The 18,037-nt window shown below is 39.5% G+C and carries 18 protein-coding genes; 3 read left to right on the top strand and 15 right to left on the bottom strand.

Features of this window, described 5'->3' with window-relative positions; all coding sequences use genetic code 11:
- The first annotated feature begins 190 nt into the window (after positions 1-190).
- The 3 genes from N8M16_RS00755 (at position 191) to xerS (ending at position 3,304) form a co-directional block, all read left to right on the top strand.
- Complete coding sequence (locus tag N8M16_RS00755; RefSeq protein ID WP_084926366.1) at positions 191-862, top strand: hypothetical protein; 672 nt, start codon at positions 191-193, stop codon at positions 860-862.
- Positions 843-1,976: a helix-turn-helix domain-containing protein gene (locus N8M16_RS00750; protein WP_000434809.1), complete on the top strand. Its 1,134-nt coding sequence runs from the start codon at positions 843-845 to the stop codon at positions 1,974-1,976. The genes N8M16_RS00755 and N8M16_RS00750 overlap by 20 nt, the downstream gene beginning before the upstream one ends.
- A 257-nt stretch (positions 1,977-2,233) precedes the next feature.
- A complete protein-coding gene (gene xerS / locus N8M16_RS00745) occupies positions 2,234-3,304 on the top strand; it encodes a tyrosine recombinase XerS (protein ID WP_261069457.1) in 1,071 nt (356 codons plus the stop codon).
- A 73-nt stretch (positions 3,305-3,377) separates the two neighbouring features.
- On the opposite strand, the gene N8M16_RS00740 is transcribed toward xerS, so the two are convergent.
- The 15 genes from N8M16_RS00740 to dhaK all read right to left on the bottom strand — a co-directional run bounded on the left by N8M16_RS00740 (position 3,378) and on the right by dhaK (position 18,034).
- Positions 3,378-4,367 carry a lipoate--protein ligase gene (locus tag N8M16_RS00740; protein WP_000873983.1) on the bottom strand — a complete coding sequence of 330 codons (990 nt, stop codon included), beginning with the start codon at positions 4,365-4,367 and terminating at the stop codon, positions 3,378-3,380.
- Between the two features lie 59 nt (positions 4,368-4,426).
- Entirely contained in the window at positions 4,427-6,130 is a 1,704-nt protein-coding gene (gene lpdA, locus N8M16_RS00735; RefSeq protein ID WP_261069456.1) for a dihydrolipoyl dehydrogenase, read from the bottom strand.
- Positions 6,131-6,175: 45 nt separating this feature from the next.
- Entirely contained in the window at positions 6,176-7,219 is a 1,044-nt protein-coding gene (locus N8M16_RS00730) for a dihydrolipoamide acetyltransferase (protein WP_261069455.1), read from the bottom strand.
- Between the two features lie 330 nt (positions 7,220-7,549).
- Positions 7,550-8,542: an alpha-ketoacid dehydrogenase subunit beta gene (locus tag N8M16_RS00725; RefSeq protein ID WP_000448714.1), complete on the bottom strand. Its 993-nt coding sequence runs from the start codon at positions 8,540-8,542 to the stop codon at positions 7,550-7,552.
- 15 nt (positions 8,543-8,557) lie between these two features.
- Complete coding sequence (locus tag N8M16_RS00720; RefSeq protein ID WP_203213238.1) at positions 8,558-9,526, bottom strand: thiamine pyrophosphate-dependent dehydrogenase E1 component subunit alpha; 969 nt, start codon at positions 9,524-9,526, stop codon at positions 8,558-8,560.
- 153 nt (positions 9,527-9,679) lie between these two features.
- Entirely contained in the window at positions 9,680-11,041 is a 1,362-nt protein-coding gene (gene pdrM / locus N8M16_RS00715) for a sodium-coupled multidrug efflux MATE transporter PdrM (protein ID WP_261069454.1), read from the bottom strand.
- 40 nt (positions 11,042-11,081) lie between these two features.
- Entirely contained in the window at positions 11,082-12,350 is a 1,269-nt protein-coding gene (locus N8M16_RS00710) for a dihydroorotase (protein WP_261069453.1), read from the bottom strand.
- 12 nt (positions 12,351-12,362) lie between these two features.
- On the bottom strand, positions 12,363-12,827 hold the full coding sequence (locus N8M16_RS00705) for an NUDIX hydrolase (RefSeq protein ID WP_001135783.1): 465 nt from the start codon (positions 12,825-12,827) through the stop codon (positions 12,363-12,365).
- A gap of 9 nt (positions 12,828-12,836) precedes the next feature.
- Complete coding sequence (locus tag N8M16_RS00700) at positions 12,837-13,490, bottom strand: uracil-DNA glycosylase (RefSeq protein ID WP_000401338.1); 654 nt, start codon at positions 13,488-13,490, stop codon at positions 12,837-12,839.
- Between the two features lie 61 nt (positions 13,491-13,551).
- Positions 13,552-14,244, bottom strand: a complete 693-nt coding sequence (gene pynA, locus N8M16_RS00695; RefSeq protein ID WP_000120612.1) for a pyrimidine 5'-nucleotidase PynA — start codon at positions 14,242-14,244, stop codon at positions 13,552-13,554.
- A gap of 38 nt (positions 14,245-14,282) precedes the next feature.
- Positions 14,283-14,480, bottom strand: coding sequence for a hypothetical protein (locus N8M16_RS00690; RefSeq protein ID WP_000658758.1), 198 nt, complete (start codon positions 14,478-14,480; stop codon positions 14,283-14,285).
- A complete protein-coding gene (locus tag N8M16_RS00685; RefSeq protein ID WP_000344676.1) occupies positions 14,477-15,478 on the bottom strand; it encodes a hypothetical protein in 1,002 nt (333 codons plus the stop codon). Before N8M16_RS00685 ends, N8M16_RS00690 begins: the two co-directional genes overlap by 4 nt.
- 595 nt (positions 15,479-16,073) lie before the next feature.
- Positions 16,074-16,448 (bottom strand): dihydroxyacetone kinase phosphoryl donor subunit DhaM, encoded by a 375-nt coding sequence (gene dhaM, locus N8M16_RS00680; RefSeq protein WP_000534739.1) that lies wholly within the window; start codon positions 16,446-16,448, stop codon positions 16,074-16,076.
- Positions 16,448-17,023: a dihydroxyacetone kinase subunit DhaL gene (dhaL, locus tag N8M16_RS00675; protein ID WP_261069452.1), complete on the bottom strand. Its 576-nt coding sequence runs from the start codon at positions 17,021-17,023 to the stop codon at positions 16,448-16,450. The genes dhaM and dhaL overlap by 1 nt, the downstream gene beginning before the upstream one ends.
- Before the next feature lie 21 nt (positions 17,024-17,044).
- The gene (gene dhaK / locus N8M16_RS00670; protein WP_261069451.1) at positions 17,045-18,034 is read right to left on the bottom strand and encodes a dihydroxyacetone kinase subunit DhaK; all 990 of its coding nucleotides are present in this window, start codon (positions 18,032-18,034) and stop codon (positions 17,045-17,047) included.
- Positions 18,035-18,037 lie beyond the last annotated feature (3 nt).

Here is an 18,037-nt window from a genome sequence, read left to right as displayed (position 1 = left end):
TAAATGGATATTTTGGAAAAGTCTCTTGATTTAAAAAGACACCTTTACTTTGCCCAAAAAAAGTAGTGCGTAATTTTCCCGTCAGAAATTTTCTACCTACTATTCTTAGTATGTTTTGGTGTTGACATTTTTTTAAAAAAAAGGTAAACTATTAACATGACATGAATAAAGTTAATAGTTAGGAGATAAGATGGGAATTTTAAGGACTCATTTAGAAGCAGAGTGTGACCCACGATTAGCCGGTGAATTAGCATACAGTATTAAGGAGGCCTATCGTTTTTTGTGGGAACTCATTGATACCACACCTGTATTGCGGCACCCAGAAATGCGAAAGACTTATGGGCATATCCGACAAGCATTAGTCGATGTAGCGCTACGACTAGTTTTAGAAGATTCATCAATGAGAACAGATGTGCAAATGTTATCTGCAGTGAATAATAAAGTGAATGGCTATACTTATACGATGATTGAAACAAAAGGAGCCATTATTTCTCCAGTAAAAACCAGAAGTATAAAAACAATGCCGAAAAAAGCTCTTCACAGAAGTGTGGCTAGTGTGAAAAATAAACAATTTGATCTTTTTACAACCCAAGAGGATATCAATAAGCATTATGATGCTGATAATCCACCGTTTCTCCTCTTAACATACGGCGGAAAGAATCATCACCTGCAATTTGTTCAGCTGGGTTTGCCAAATGTTGATACAGAGCAATGGATTGAGAAAGTAGATATTATGAATGCCCAGCGGATTGTTGCCTCGAAAGACCAAGAGCAGACCACTCAAAAGAAACTAGATTTGACTTTAACGGAGCTGTCAGAAGAGCTGCTTAGGAGAGAAGTAAATGGAACAAGGAATATTTAGTCCCTCTAAATTAACAAAGGCTAGAATAGCCAGAGGATTAACTAAAAAAGAATTGGCTGAACGAACAGGAATATCTAGACAAATGATTTCTAATTATGAATTAGGGAAAACACATCCAGGAGCAAGTAAGTTAATGACAATTGTTGCTGAACTAGATTTTCCATACGCCTATTTTACTTCTGAACCTAAAAGGTTTTACGAAGGGGCCACTTTTTTTCGTAGTCAATCTGCGGCCACTAAAAGAGCAAGGGATATGCAAGCTGTCAGGTTAGAATTTCAAAAGGAAATTTATGATTTGCTGTCTCAGTATGTTAATTTTCCTGAATTAACTCTACCTGACATTTTAACGAAAACTATTTACGATATTACTAATAACGATATTGAGGAAAAAGCTAAAGAATTAAGAGAACTATGGGGATTAGGTAAAGATATACCAATTTCTAATCTCACTGAGATTGCAGAAGTTAATGGTATTATTGTTGTTGAGTCCAATATGTCTGATGACAAATTGGATGCAGTGTCAGAATGGATTGAAGACAGACCGTATATCATGCTGACAGATAATGGAGAATCTGCTGTACGTCGTCGTTTTAATATTGCACACGAATTAGGTCATATTTTACTTCATGGAGATATTGAAAGTATTCACGACTATACCTCTCAGGAATTAAAGAATATTATTGAGAATCAGGCAAACTATTTTGCTTCTTGTTTATTATTACCTGAGAATGGTTTTTTAAAATCTTTGTTATCTACTAATTTAGACTTTTATATTGAGTTAAAAAAATATTGGAAAGTTTCTATTCAATCAATGATTATGAGAACTTATCAGTTAGAGTTAATCAATGATGATCAAAAATTATATTTGTTTAGGAAAATTGGCTTTAATAAATGGAAGAAGCGTGAGCCTTTGGATGATGAATTGACTCCTGAGAAACCTAGTCTTTACCGTAAAGTATTTGACTTAATTATCAGTAATGATATTTTACAAAAAAATGAACTAATTTCTAACTTATCTCTACCCAAAGATGAGTTAGAAAAATCATTAGATATTTCAATTAATGATAATTATCAATTGGCACAAAAAGGTCCTGTATTAAGAATAGTTAAATGAAAAGTCTCAATATTATTGAGACTTTTTTGTAGTTATAGAGTATAGATGCAATATCTATATTTGAAGAAATTTCAGTTCTCACTCTAATAATGTACATTTTAAGTGGAAGTTTTGATTTTTAAAAAATTAAGTTTTATAAAAAAGTTAGACTTCTGTTTTAAGTTTCTTATTAATATCTTTCCGAAAAACTATAATTTTCTTGAAAAATATATAAGTCTATGCTATACTACTAGTAGACTTATATATGGAGAAAATACATGAAACGAGAGATTTTACTGGAACGAATCGACAAGCTAAAACAAATCATGCCCTGGTATGTTCTGGAATACTACCAATCTAAGCTGGCTGTACCTTACAGTTTTGCAACCTTGTACGAATACCTTAAGGAATACGATCGATTTTTCAGCTGGGTTTTAGAGTCTGGTATCTCAAACGCCGATAAAATATCTGATATCCCTTTATCGGTCTTAGAAAATATGTCAAAAAAAGACATGGAATCCTTTATCCTTTACCTACGTGAACGTCCTTTGCTGAATGCCAATACAACCAAGCAAGGTGTCTCTCAGACAACTATCAATCGGACCTTGTCAGCATTGTCTAGTCTTTACAAGTATCTGACCGAGGAAGTTGAAAATGATCAGGGAGAGCCTTACTTTTATCGTAATGTAATGAAGAAAGTTTCAACCAAGAAAAAGAAAGAAACACTTGCTGCCAGAGCTGAAAACATCAAGCAAAAGCTCTTTCTAGGTGATGAAACAGAAGGTTTTCTGACTTATATCGACCAAGAATATCCACAACAGCTCTCAAATCGTGCCTTAGCCTCCTTTAATAAAAATAAAGAACGTGATTTGGCCATTATTGCCCTTCTCTTGGCATCTGGTGTCCGTTTATCTGAAGCTGTTAATCTGGATCTAAGAGATCTCAATTTAAAAATGATGGTTATTGACGTTACTAGAAAAGGTGGTAAACGTGACTCTGTCAATGTCGCTGCCTTTGCAAAACCTTATCTAGAGAATTATCTGGCCATTCGAAATCAACGCTATAAGACGGAAAAAACAGATACAGCCCTCTTTTTGACACTCTATAGAGGTGTTCCCAATCGTATCGATGCTTCCAGCGTGGAAAAGATGGTTGCTAAGTACTCTGAGGACTTCAAAGTACGTGTAACTCCCCACAAACTGCGCCATACCCTGGCAACTAGGCTCTATGATGCCACTAAATCGCAAGTTTTGGTCAGTCACCAGCTAGGACATGCCAGCACACAAGTCACTGACCTCTATACCCATATCGTTAATGATGAACAAAAGAATGCCTTGGATAGTTTATAGTTATACATAACAAAAATTATGTTAAATGCATATCAAGAAAAGAAGCTGGTCCTACAACCAACTTCTTTTTGGTTTATCCAACTACCGCTTCAGCGATTTCTTCACGACTAATACCAGCGAAGTAGCGTGTGATATCAATGGTTTCTAGCGCCTTAAGGACATCTTCGCGTTCGTATTTCACTCCACGAAGGACATCTTCTACTGCAGCAACGTCTTCAATACCAAAGAAGTCACCGTAAATCTTGATGTCTTGGATTTTTGATTCGAGAACATTAGCAAAGACTTCCACCTTACCACTAGTGAATTTGGTTCCACGACGGACGTTAAATTCAGGTGATTTACCATAGTTCCAGTCCCAAGTTCCAAACTTAGTATCTTTGATACGGTTAATTTCAGCTAATTCTTCCTCAGAAAAAACGTATTCAGTCATCTCTGGGTACTCTTTTTTCATGTATTCCAGTAGTAAATCACGGAATTCTTCGACTGTGATTTTTTCTGGTAATTCATTGATAATATTGGTCACACGAGCACGAACAGATTTCACACCTTTTGATTCAAATTTATCCTTTGAAACCTTAAGGGCGTTAGCAAGGACTGACAAATCAACGTCAAAGAGCAAGCAACCGTGGTGCATGATACGGCCATTGATATAGGCTTGGGCATTGCCACAGAACTTCTTACCATCAATCTCAAGGTCATTACGGCCTGTAAACTCAGCTTTAACCCCAAGTTGAGCCAGGGTATTGATAACTGGAGTTGAGAAGCTCTTAAAGTCAAAGGCCTTGTTTTCATCTTCTTTTGAGATGATCGTGTAGTTGAGGTTATTTAAATCGTGGTAAACAGCTCCACCACCACTGATACGGCGGACCACCTCAATGCCATTTTCGCGGACATAATCACGATTGATTTCTTCGATAGTATTCTGGTGACGACCAACAATGATAGATGGCTTGTTAATCCAAAGTAGGAAGATTTGATCCTCATCCAAAAGGTGTTTAAAGGCATATTCTTCCAGGGCAATATTAAAGGCAGTGTCGTTTGAATGATTGATAATATATTTCATGATATCCCTTTATATGATAGAGACTGGAAAACATCTTTCCAGTCTAATCTATCTTTCTTTTATTTTTTCTTAGGTGAATGGATGGCCATTCCTAGAACATCTGCGAATGCTTCGTACATCACTTCAGAGTAGGTTGGGTGTCCGTGAATAGTCTTCAGCATTTCTTCAACAGTGATTTCCATTTCAATAATGCTCGATGCTTCATTGATCAATTCTGCAGCTGCAGGACCGATGATATGAACACCAAGGATTTCCCCGTATTTCTTATCAGCGATAACTTTAACAAAACCTTGAGCTGCATCTGAGGCAATGGCACGACCGTTAGCAGCAAAGTTGAACTTACCGATGGCAACATCGTATTTCTCACGGGCTTGTTCTTCTGTCAAACCTACTGCTGCTACTTCAGGAAGAGTATAGATGGCTGCAGGAGTTAAATTCAACTTGGCAACAGCATGGTTTCCTTTGAGAGCATTTTCAGCGGCAACTTCACCCATACGGAAGGCTGCGTGAGCCAACATCTTAGTACCGTTGATGTCACCTGGTGCGTAGATACCTGGAACAGAAGTTTCCATGTATTCGTTGACCTTGATGCGACCACGATCCAATTCAAACTCAACATCACCAATACCTTCAAGGTCTGGCACACGACCGATTGAAAGAAGAGCTTTATTTGCGATGATATCGTCTTTTCCTTCAACTTTGATACGAAGTTGACCATTTTCCTCGATGATTTCTTGCAGTTTAGTACCAGTCAAGATGGTCATTCCTTTACGCTCAAGGATCAAGCGAAGGTTCTTAGACACTTCTGCATCCATAGCTGGCACGATACGGTCCATCATTTCGATAACAGTCACTTTTGAACCAAATGTCATGAAGGCCTGACCAAGTTCGATACCGACAACTCCACCACCGATGATAACAAGACTTTCTGGAACTTCGTTCATTTCGAGAATGTCATCGCTGGTCATCACAAGTGAAGATTCCATACCAGGGACGTTGATCTTGCTGACTTTTGAACCACCAGCAAGAATGATTTTCTTGGTTTCAAGCAATTCAGAGCCATTTACCAAGACGTTCTTGTCTTTAGTAATGGTACCAATTCCTTTATGAACAGTAACTCCGTAGCTACGAAGAAGTCCTGCAACACCACCAACCAAAGTATTGACAACCTTAGACTTGGTTTCAAGGAGTTTGTTCATATCTACAGTGAAGTTTGGATTTTCGATTACGATACCACGGTTTGCGGCATGACCAATGTTTTCGATAATTTCAGCGTTATGAAGGTAGGTCTTGGTTGGAATACATCCACGGTTTAAGCAGGTTCCGCCGAGTTCAGATTTCTCAACTAGAGCAACCTTACCACCGAGTTGGGCAGCTTTGATGGCTGCAACATAACCAGCAGGACCTCCACCAATCACAACGATATCAAAAGCATCATCGCTCTTACCATCATCGTTTGAGGCACTTGCTGCAGGTGCTGGGCTAGCTTCTGGCACTGCTGCTCCAGCTGTTGGGATATTTTCCCCTTCTTCACCAAGGTAACCGATAACTTCCGTTACAGGGACTGTTTCACCGTCCCCTTTAAGGATAGCAATCAAGTACCCATCTTCTTCAGCTTCCAATTCCATGCTGACTTTATCAGTCATGATTTCCAAAAGGATTTCTCCTTCTTTTACAAATTCTCCGACTTTTTTATTCCATTGGACGATTTGTCCTTCTGTCATATCCACGCCGGCTTTTGGCATAATTACTTCTAAGGCCATGTCTTCCTTCCTTTATCTATATCTTTAAAATGAATACTCTTGTTCTTAAATCAACATTGAGATTGGATTTTCAATCAACTCTTTCAAGTCTTTCATAAACTTAGCACCAGCCATACCATCTACGACACGGTGGTCAATTGTTAAACCAAGACTCATGATTGGGCGAATCACAATTTCACCATTGACAACAACAGGCTTCTCAATTGTCGAGCTCACACCAAGGATAGCTGAGTTTGGTTGGTTGATGATAGGACCAAAGGACTGAACGCCAAACATTCCCAAGTTACTGATAGTAAATGTTGAATTTTGCAGTTCGCTTGGAGCTAATTTACCATCCAAGGTACGACCGATGACATCCTTGAAGGCTATAACCAGTTCTGAAAGAGTCATCTTCTCAGCATTGTAAACAACAGGTGTCATCAATCCATTATCCATTCCAACTGCCATCGCAAGGTTGACATAGTTGTGAGTGATAATGGTCTTGCCATCTTCTGTCAATGAAGTGTTGATGTATGGGTGTTTCATTAAGGTTTTCACAACAGCGAGTGACAGAAGGTCTGTTACAGTAGTCTTCTTCCCAGTGGCATCCATGATTGGCTCAAGAACCTTCTTACGAAGAGCCAACATTTCAGTCATATCAACTTCATAGTTAAGGGTGAAGGTTGGCGCAGTTAGGTAAGATTCAACCATACGTTGAGCAATTACCTTACGCATTGGTGTCATTGGAATACGCTCAATTTTACCATATGGTGTTAGGTTATCAGGAACTTCTTCCACTTTTTCGATTTGAGCAGGAGACTTGATAGTATCATTCTCGATATTTTCAGGAAGCAAGGCTAAAACGTCCTTCTTCATGATCTTACCACGATGACCTGTTCCTTGGATTTCCTGCCAAGCAATGTTATGTTCGAGGGCAATTCGTTTTGCAAGTGGCGAAATGCGAACCACATTAGTGTCTTTATAAGTTTCCACGTCTTCTTTGTGGACACGACCGTTTGCGCCTGAGCCAGAAACGTCATAGAGGTTGATTCCTAAATCATCCGCTAACTTTCTAGCCGCAGGAGTCGCTCTTAGCTTGTCATCAGCCATGACCTCTCCAATTCTATTTATGATACAAAGGGCGTCAAAAGTCAAAGTGAAAATAGGAAACTTTACGAAGAAACTTTAGTTTCTAGGAAAGTTTATCTTTTTCACACAGACTTTAGCCCGAGTTCAATTATATGATGTAAAGGGCGTTTAAAAGCGACCGAAAAATAGGAAATCAACGCAGACTTCGATGAAGTCAAGAAGATTTATCTTTTTTCCAAGCTTTTAGCCCGTACTCTAATCTATGATATTAAGGACGAAGAGCTCTGCACCTAAAAGATGCAAAGTTTCTCGTCAGCTTTATTTTGTTTACATAACTTATATTATGTAATTCTATTCTTTGTTATAAGTTTTTCGGATTGCATCTTTGATGCTTTCAACTGTTGGAATCATTGCATTTTCTAGGTTTTGTGCATAAGGCATCGGCACATCTTCTCCTGCACAACGACGAATTGGTGCATCTAGATAGTCAAATGCTTCCGATTCTGAAATAATAGCTGAAATTTCACCGATATAGCCGCTTGTTTTGTGGGCATCGTTTACCAGAACAACCTTACCAGTCTTCTTAACTGAGTTAATGATGATATCCTTATCAAGCGGAACAAGGGTACGTGGGTCCACAATTTCAACAGAAATTCCTTCTTCTGCTAATTCTTCAGCTGCTTGAACCACACGACGGAGCATTTTCCCATAAGTAACAACTGTTACATCTGTTCCTTCGCGTTTGATTTCGCCAACTCCAAGTGGGATTGTGTAATCTGGATCAACTGGCACTTCCCCTTTTTGGTTAAATTCTGACTTATACTCAAGAATGATAACAGGGTTATTATCACGGATAGAAGACTTAAGCAATCCTTTCATATCCGCAGGTGTACCTGGTGCCACAACCTTAAGACCAGGAATGTGAGTAAACCAAGACTCTAGTGATTGCGAGTGCTGAGCTGCAGAACCAACTCCGTTACCTGCTGCACAGCGGACTGTCATTGGAACCTGACCTTTACCACCAAACATGTAACGTGTTTTAGCAGCTTGGTTGACGATATTGTCCATGGCAATAACAGAAAAGTCCATGAAGGTCATATCGACGATTGGACGAAGTCCTGTCATGGCTGCTCCTGCTGCTGCTCCTGAAATGGCAGCCTCAGAAATCGGACAGTCACGGACACGTTCTGGACCAAATTCTTCAAGCATTCCAACAGAAGTTCCGAAGTCTCCTCCGAAGACACCAACATCTTCTCCCATCAAGAACACATTTTCATCGCGACGCATTTCCTCAGACATAGCAAGGATAATGGTGTCACGGAAGGACATTGTTTTTGTTTCCATTTTATCTCTTTCTCCTTAGTCTGCGTAAATATCTTCAAATGCTGATTCAAGCGGTGGGAATGGACTTTCTTCCGCAAATTTAACAGAAGCTTCTACTTCTTCCTTGACTTGCGCTTGGATTTCTTCCAATTCTTCGGCACTTGCAATAGTGTTTTCAATGAGGTACTTGCGAAGGTTTTCGATCGGGTCTTTTTGTTTCCACAATTCCACTTCTTCACGCGTACGATATTTACCAGGGTCAGATGATGAGTGACCAAGCCAGCGGTAAGTGACACTTTCAATCAAGACTGGACCATTGCCACTGCGAACATGATCTACAGCTTTCTTAAATCCTTCATAGACATCAATGACATTGTTTCCATCTTCGATGAACATTCCAGGAATTCCATAAGCGGCGCTACGTTGATGGATATGTTCTACATTGGTCATTTTCTTGATATCCGCAGAGATACCGTAACCGTTGTTAATGCAGTAGAAAATGACTGGCAGGTTCCAGATAGAAGCCATATTTACTGCTTCGTGGAAAACACCTTCGTTGGTCGCACCATCTCCAAAGAAGCAGACAACGATTTTTCCGGTATTTTGCATTTGCTGACTGAGGGCTGCACCAACAGCGATTCCCATACCACCACCTACGATACCATTGGCACCAAGGTTACCAGCATCAAGGTCAGCGATATGCATAGAACCACCTTTACCTTTACAGGTTCCAGTATATTTACCGAGGATTTCAGCCATCATTCCGTTTAGGTCAATTCCTTTGGCAATAGCTTGTCCGTGACCACGGTGGTTTGAGGTAATTAGATCATCTGGATTGAGAGCCAACATAGCACCCACGTTAGCTGCCTCTTCTCCAACAGAAAAGTGCGTCATTCCTGGCACTTTCCCTTTCTTTACTAATTGCGCAATTTTTAAGTCCATACGACGGATTTCTTCCATCTTACGGAACATCTCTAGCAAAAGATTTTTATCTAAAATTGACATCTTCTTGCCTTTCTAAGTTTCTTCTTACCTTACTATTTTACCGTTTTTGGCAAATACTGTCAAAGTTTTTCTAAAAGAAATTTCACAAAATAAAAAAGAAAACCCCGTAAAAACAAGGAATTTTCTTATCAAGAATATTTTTTCACAAACTTTTTAGCGTTTGGATTTTGCTAAAGATTCAAATTTCTTCATAATCACTGTCAAACGCCAACGGTAGAGCGCCCCACTCACGATTAGACTAATAATCAAACCAATCCAGTAAGAATAAGCTCCAAAATCTGTTAGAGAGTCGAATACCATAGCTACTGGGAGTGTCACCCCCCAGTAACCAATCAAACCAAGGTAAAAAGGAATAACGGTATCCTTATAGCCCCGTAAAATTCCCTGGAGCGGTGCCGCAAAGGTATCTGCTAACTGAAAGAAAAGACTATAAGTTAAAAAGCGCGCTGTCAAATCGATGAATTCTGGGTCGTTACCATAAAGACTGGCCACATTTCCTCTAAAGATATAAAGGAAGGTTAAGGTGAAGGCCGCAAAAATGAGGGCAGTCCATCTTCCTAGACCAATATAGGTTTTAGCATCATCAAATCGCTTGGCTCCCACTTCATAGGAAACGACAATAGCCATAGCCGATGAGATACTCATAGGAAAGGCGTACATAAGACTTGAAAAGTTCATAGCTGACTGATGACTAGCGATAATCAAGGACGAAAACTTAGCCATAATCAAGCCAACCACAGAAAAGATAGCTACTTCCGCGAAGACAGTTCCTCCAATAGGCAGACCTAAGCGAACTCCTTCCTTGATTTTATCCATATTAAGCGGAATGCGTTTCTCAAAATGCAAGGCTTTGAGCTTCTCCTGTTTAAATAAGACCAGAACAGAAATCCCAAGCAAGACCCAGTAGGCCAAGGAAGTACCTAAACCAGCACCAGCACCTCCCAGTTCTGGAACACCAAAGGCACCGTAAATCAAGAGATAGTTAAATCCGCTATTGAGAGGGAGTAACAAAAGCATGAGGTACATGGACAGTTTGGTCAAGCCCAGCGAATCCAGCAAGGAACGAATGACACTAAAGAGCAACAAGGGGATAATCCCGATAGATAAAAACCAGAGATAGCGAACCGCTACTGCTGCCACCGGTGCTTCTAGTCCAATATGATTCAAGATTGGTGGTGCCAAGAAAAGCACCATCCCCAGCAAGACCACAGATAGACCCAAGACCAAATAGATGAACTGGTAAAAATCGGATGCAACTTCTTCCTTTTTGCCTCGACCAAGATGGTGACCAATGATGGGCACCAAAGCTGAAACAATCCCTGTTAGGAAAGTAAAGAAAGGATTCCAGATACTGGTTGCCATAGACACACCAGCCAAGTCCATAGTATTGTATTGACCTGTCATAGTCGTATCAACAAAGGATGCAGAATAATTGGCAAATTGATAAATCAGGATAGGGAAAAATATCTTTAAAAATAAGATAAACTTATCTTTAAAATGATGGGTTTGGTACATATAAGCTCTCTATTCTTTTTGTTTACAGAGCAGACTCCCCCTAGTTTTGATAGACGATTTGTCCCTTACAGATGGTATATTTAACCTGCCCTTTTAAGGTTTCACCGATGAATGGTGAATTAGCTGCTTTCGAAGCAAAATGGGAGTCCACAAGGCGGTCAGCCTTAGCATCAAAAATAGTGATATCTGCTGGACCATTCTCAGCCAAGTAACCTGCTTCAAAGTTGTAAAGTTTGGCTGGGTTGTAGGTCATCTTTTCAAGCAATTCCATCAGGCTTAACTCACCAGCTTCTACCAAATAGGTCAAGCCGAGAGAAAGAGATGTTTCCAAACCTGTCATACCAGATGGCGCTTTGGTAATATCCTCAACATTTTTTTCATCTGCATGATGAGGCGCGTGGTCAGTTGCGATAACTGTGATGACACCTGACTTGAGACCTTCAATCACGGCACGACGGTCTGATTCCAAACGAAGTGGCGGATTCATCTTAGCATTGCTTCCTTGTGTCAAAAGGAGCGCTTCGGTCTTAGAAAAATGCTGTGGTGCTACTTCTGCTGTGACTTGTGCTCCCAATCCTTGAGCAAACTCAACTACTCTAACACTTTCATCCTTAGACAAATGCTGAATGTGAACATGAGCCTTGGTTGCATAGGCAATCATGACATCACGCGCCATCATAGCATACTCAGCCACCCCAGTCGCACCACAAATATGGAAATGTTCTTTAGCGATATTTTCATTAAATCCAAGAATCCCATTCAAACCTGGATCTTCCTCATGAAGACTAATAAAGGTATTGAGTTTTTTGGCTTCTTCCATAGCTTCCTTGACAACTTTACTGCTTTCAAGCGGAATACCGTCATCAGAAAAACCAACCGCACCAGCTTCTAAAAGCGCCTGAAAGTCAGTCAAGTCTTGGCCATTAAAATTCTTCGTGATTGTCGCAACCGTCTTAACATTAATCTTCTCCTTTGCAGCTGACTGGAGAACTTCTTGCAAAGTCTCAACATCTGAAATGGTTGGACTAGTATTAGCCATCATAACGACCGTTGTAAAACCACCTGCAGCGGCCGCTAGGGCACCAGTATGGATATCTTCCTTGTGGGTTTGACCAGGTTCACGGAAATGAACATGGATATCAACCAAACCAGGCGCAACTACAAGACCAGTAGCATCAAGCACCTCTGCCCCTTCTTCTTTAATCTCAGGCGCAATTTTGATAATCTTTCCATCTTCAACCAAGACATCACACACTTGATCCAAACCAGACTTGGGATCCATAACACGACCATTTTTGATTAGTAGCATCTGCTTTCTCCTTTATTCATAAAAATCAACTTGGGTATCCAACAATTTATCCCCATCATAAACAAACTTAGCTGAAAAGAAGGGTTTGTCCTCTAAAAGCCACTCAACAAAGGTATGGTCACCTTCCCAAGTCGGCTTGCTCAAAACCTCATCATAAGGAACCCATTCCAGCGTCCCCTCATTGCAGTCAATCAAATCCCCCTCGAACTCCGTCACCTTAAAAACATAGGTGTACCAGTCTAAATCTGGTGTAAATTCAGGAAAAGTGATGACACCTTTTAGAACTGGCTTGGCTTTGAGCCCTGTTTCCTCAAGGATTTCACGCACCGCGCATTCCTGAGGTGTCTCTCCTCGCTCTAGCTTACCACCCACACCAATCCATTTTCCTTCATGAACATCATTTGGCTTCTTATTACGGTGGAGCATAAGCAGTTCTTTCCCGTTATCAATGTAGCAAATCGTCGCTAACTGAGGCATATTTTCTCCTTATCTAAGCCAATCGATTGGCTCTTGTCCTGTTTCTTTTAAGAATGCATTGGCCTTGGAAAAAGGCTTGGAACCCCAAAATCCTCTATAAACTGACAAAGGACTGGGATGGGCTGATTCGATAATCAAGTGATGAGGATTGGTAACTAAGGCCTTCTTCTTGCGTGCATAAGCTCCCCAGAGTACAAAAACGACTTGTCTATCTAGATGATTGACCACCTGAATCACAGCATCCGTAAAAGGCTCCCATATCTGCCCAGCATGACCATTAGCCCGTCCAGCCGGAACTGTCAAACAAGCATTAAGAAGTAAGACTCCTTGCTCAGCCCAAGCTGTCAAATCATGAGATTTCTTAACCCCGATATCATCTGACAATTCTTTCAAGATATTTTGCAAGGATGGTGGAGCTGGGATAGAGTCCGGTACAGAAAAACTCAAGCCCTGCGCTTGACCTGGCCCGTGATAGGGATCTTGCCCTAGAATCACCACCTTAACTTCTTCAAGCGGTGTTGTCAAGAGAGCCTGAAAAACCTTTTCCTTGGGTGGATAAATAGTCCCCTGAGCATAGACCTGATTCATAAACTGATTGATTTTCCCGAAATAACCCTCAGGTAATTGCTCCTTAATCAAAGCATGCCAAGACGAGTGTTCCATAGCCGACTCCTTCGTTTTTACTGCCTCTATTATAGCAAAAAGTGGCTGTCTAAACCACTTTTTACAGTTTATCTAAACAATCCAGCAAGTCTCGGTAAGAATGGACTTCGTAGGTTGGCTGGGCTTGTGTGGGATTTTCGAGTTGATGAGGATTGTACCAAATCGTGTCAATCCCAGCATTATTGCCGCCTTGAATGTCGGCGGTTAGAGAGTCTCCAATCATCAGCGTCTTTTCTTTGCTAAAACCTGCAATCTGTTGACCAATTTTTTCATAAAAAAGAGCATCCGGCTTTTGTGTTTGCAGCTGTTCAGAGATAAAGACTTGATTGAAATAAGGTGCCAGATCAGATTGAGCCAAACGCCCTGTCTGAATGGCAGTAATGCCATTTGTCGCAGCATACAAGTCATAATCACGCTCGATGAGGCTGTCCAAAAGTTCATGAGCGCCAGAAATCGTTTGTCCCTGTTGGGCTAAGTAAAATTGGTAACGTTGGGCTAGAAAACTACCATCTTTCTCCAGTCCAAAATGAGAAAATAAACGAGAAAAGCGCGTGTTAACCAGCTCTTGTTTACTAATTTTCTTTTGCTCCAAATCCTTCCAGAGAGCCTTGTTCATGGGAACGTAAAAGTCTTTGTAGGCCTGAATATCTGCAACCCCTTCTTCTTTTAGAAGTTGCGTCAAAGCCACATCCTCAGCAGCATCAAAATCAAGAAGAGTGTGGTCAAGGTCGAAAAGTAGAAATTTGTAGGACAATTTGAGAGTTTTCCTTTCTAGGTACTTAATAGATTAGTTTATTTCTTCTTTTTCTTAGTTTTATTCATCAACATACCAACTACAACTGGAGTAACCACACTGCCAACTTGTCCAACAACTTTAAGTATCTTTTTTGCTTCATCTATTTTTTTGTTTCTACACGATTCGCACTTATTGTGCTTATAACTTGATGGTAAATCCCTAGTACATGTCTTGCATTTTTTTATTTCTTTCATTCTAGCACCTCTGTCTCAATAGAATCTGTTTTATTTGGCAATTTCATTATAGAAGTTTCAATTTTTGGCAATTCTTTTGTCCAGTAATTTGTAGGCGAAGGATCAAGTAAATCAAGTCTCTCTACTAATTCCTGAGAACTGAGATAAGTTTCGTTAATAAATTTCCCAAAGTAATCCAAACTTTTTTGAGCAGCTTTTTTCTCGCCCAACTCATTATAAGCTATTGCTGCTGATAGTGAAACGATATTTACAGCTGCTAATCCATCTCGAATCTCATTCATACGAGCTTCAATTTTATCTGGTTTATCCCCTTTTAATAACTTACCCCAAGTAGAATCTGGTTGTTCTTTGATAAAATTTACATTTGATTTTTGACTAAGCATTAAGAGATTTCTACTATCTTCTGCATCTGAAATAACTTGCAGTAACATCATTGTTCTAATATTTGGATCTGATATCTCTCTAGCTTGCAAGAGTTTCTGTTGACAACTATAGGCTATTGCAAGTCTATCTGACTCCTGTCCTTTTCTGACGTCCTCAATAGCATATTGTACATTTTGAATCTCCTCTGCAATCTGAGCCATTTGAATTTGTGACGAATAATCAGCTAACGCTTTATTTAATTCTGGTGTCAATTTAACAGATTTCAATGGTACATTTCCAATGACTTTATTAGTATTAGTATCTACTAATACCGCCAAGAGAGAGCCATCTTTCTTGGTCATTAATTTTAACACTCCTTGAGCAATTGCTTCCCGTTGTTCTGGAGAAAGAATTGCCTGAAAAACCTCTTCAGGTATACTAGATTGGACAACATTGATAAAGGCTGGAGCAGAATATAACATTTTTTCTACTTCAGATAAGATTTTATTAGCATTTTTGACTAAAGGTTTGGCTATTTCTGGTAACTTATTAAAAAATGCTGAGGGTTTTAGTTCATAGCCATCAATATCAAGAATATCGAAGTCATCTTCTCCAAAAAATAAAACTTCATCCATAAATTACTACCTCATTATGTTTAAATTATTAGAAATATTATACCATATTAAACAAAATTATGATTTTGATTTTTCTTTAATATTATTTATCCAATCATTTTTACTGGAATCTAACATAGAATAATACTATCCTATACAATTGACAGCTCAAATCTTTCAGAATAGAACAATCCTAACTATCGAATACTCTAACTTCATAAATATCTATGCAATTCTAGATCTAGAATTCCTATAAACTAAATGTTTTCGCACTCTTCTAAAACATTGATTGCCTTAAATTTTAATTTTTGAAGGATTCTAAAGCTAGAATAGTCCCATCACAATCAGTTTTGAATTATTATACTCAATGAAAATCAAAGAGCAAACTAGGAAACTAGCCGCAGGCTGTACTTGAGTACGGCAAGGCGACGTTGACGTGGTTTGAATTTGATTTTCGAAGAGTATTAACAATTTAGAAACGCTATGATTCCACTCCTTTTACATTAAAAAGGAACTGCATAAAGCAATCCCTTTCTGATTTTGAAATTATTTACTTAAAATTTGATAGTTGAGATAATCAATAACTCACCTATAAAAGAAATGATAGGATGATTCCTTATTTATTGATTTCAAGCTCCGACAACTGTGTTTGAATAACTGACAGTTCTGCACCAGCCTGAAGAAGAGCAGCTGCAGTATAGGCACCTTCTACAATTGGAACCCTATTGATCATGATACTTTTATCACTGAAATCAGCCACCATTTCTAAGTTCATTTTAGCAGAACCTAGGTCAAAAAAAGCTAATAAAGTATCTGCTGGATTTTCGGAAACAACCCTATCTACTTGATCAAAACTCGTTCCAATTCCTCCATCTTCGGTTCCTCCTACATAAGTAATCGGAATATCTTTAGCTACTTCACTAATCAGTTCAACGACACCTTGTGCAATGTGTTTAGAATGTGAAACGATAACAAGACCAATACTTCCCATTAAACCACCCCAGTTTCTAAAAGAGCAGTAAAGAGTAATCCTGATGAAAATGATCCAGGATCAATATGTCCAAGAGAACGTTCTCCTACATAAGATGCCCTTCCTTTAGTTGCAAGTAAATCTTTGGTAGCATTCACTAGCTTATCAATAACCTCTTGAGTCAATTGGCCTGCAGACAAAGCAGCAATAACAGGAGTCCAAACATCAACCATTGTCTTTTCTCCAACTTCTGCTTTCCCACGTTTGACAATCATATCCAAACCGCTTTGTAAGATTTCCTCTATTTTCGAATTTGAATCAGCCTTGGCCATGCCCATAAAAGCAGAGCCATACAAGGGACCAGAAGCACCGCCTACCTTGCTCAGTAATTGCATTGAGACAAGTTTAAACACATCACTGCTTGTTTCAAATTGCTTTCCTTCTAAGTTTTCCATAACTGCAGCCATTCCACGCGCCATATTTCCACCGTGGTCTCCATCTCCTATAGGGGTGTCTAGCTCACTAAGGTAATCTTTCTGTTCTTGAATCTTTTCATTAAAAAGCTTCATCCATTCAAGAGCTTGTTCAGTATTCATTTGACATTTCCTCCTAAAGTTTTACCAAGCTGGTGTAGTAACAGGTGCATTTAGAGCATCCAACCACTCATTATCTGCCAATCGAATCAATGTTAAAGACAATCCAGCCATATCAATTGAGGTCATATAGTTTCCAATTTTCTTAAATGCCAACTCAACACCTTTTTCATGGAGCAATTTAGCCACATCATTTGCAAATACGTATTGCTCCATAAGAGGAGTGCTTCCTAAACCATTGATGAGAAGACCATAGCGTTCACCAGCCTTAAGCTGGAAACCTTCAGATAGTTTTTCAACCAATTCTGAGGCCAATTGTGCTGAGGGTTGCATCTTCTCTTTCTTATATCCCGGTTCACCGTGGATACCAACTCCGTATTCAAATTCATCATCTTCTAGAACAAAACCTGGTTTGCCAACTTCTGGAACAGTAGCGCCAGATAGAGCTAAGCCAATTGTTTTAATTTCTAAGACAAGTTTGTCGGCCAAGTCCTTCATTTCAGATAATGTTTTACCAGAACGAGCCGCATCACCCAAAATTTTATGGACTAATATAGTACCTGCGACACCTCGACGACCTTGGGTATAGAGACTATTTTCAACCGCAATATCATCATCGACTACAACACTTGCTACATCAATACCTTCCATTTCAGCAAGTTCTTGTGCAATTTCAAAATTCATGATGTCCCCAGAATAGTTCTTGATGACCATGAAAACTCCAGCACCTTCATCAGCCGCCTTGATGGCTTCTAAAATTTGGTCCGGAGTAGGTGAAGTGAAGACTGCTCCACAAATGGCAGCAGACAACATTCCATCTCCTACAAATCCAGCATGACTTGGTTCATGTCCTGAACCTCCACCTGAAATGAGTCCAACTTTTCCTGTCTTTTCTGCCTTTCTAACGATGACATCAAAACCATCTAAGCGTTCTACCAAGTCATCATGCATGAATGACAATCCCTGCAACATTTCATCAACAACTTGTGTCGGTTCATTTATAATTTTTTTCATGAG

The organism is Streptococcus mitis (assembly GCF_946188375.1).
Taxonomy (GTDB): Bacteria; Bacillota; Bacilli; order Lactobacillales; family Streptococcaceae; genus Streptococcus; species Streptococcus mitis_CX.
The sequence above is the reverse complement of the archived record's forward strand: the minus strand, read 5'-3'. Positions and strand labels throughout refer to the sequence as shown.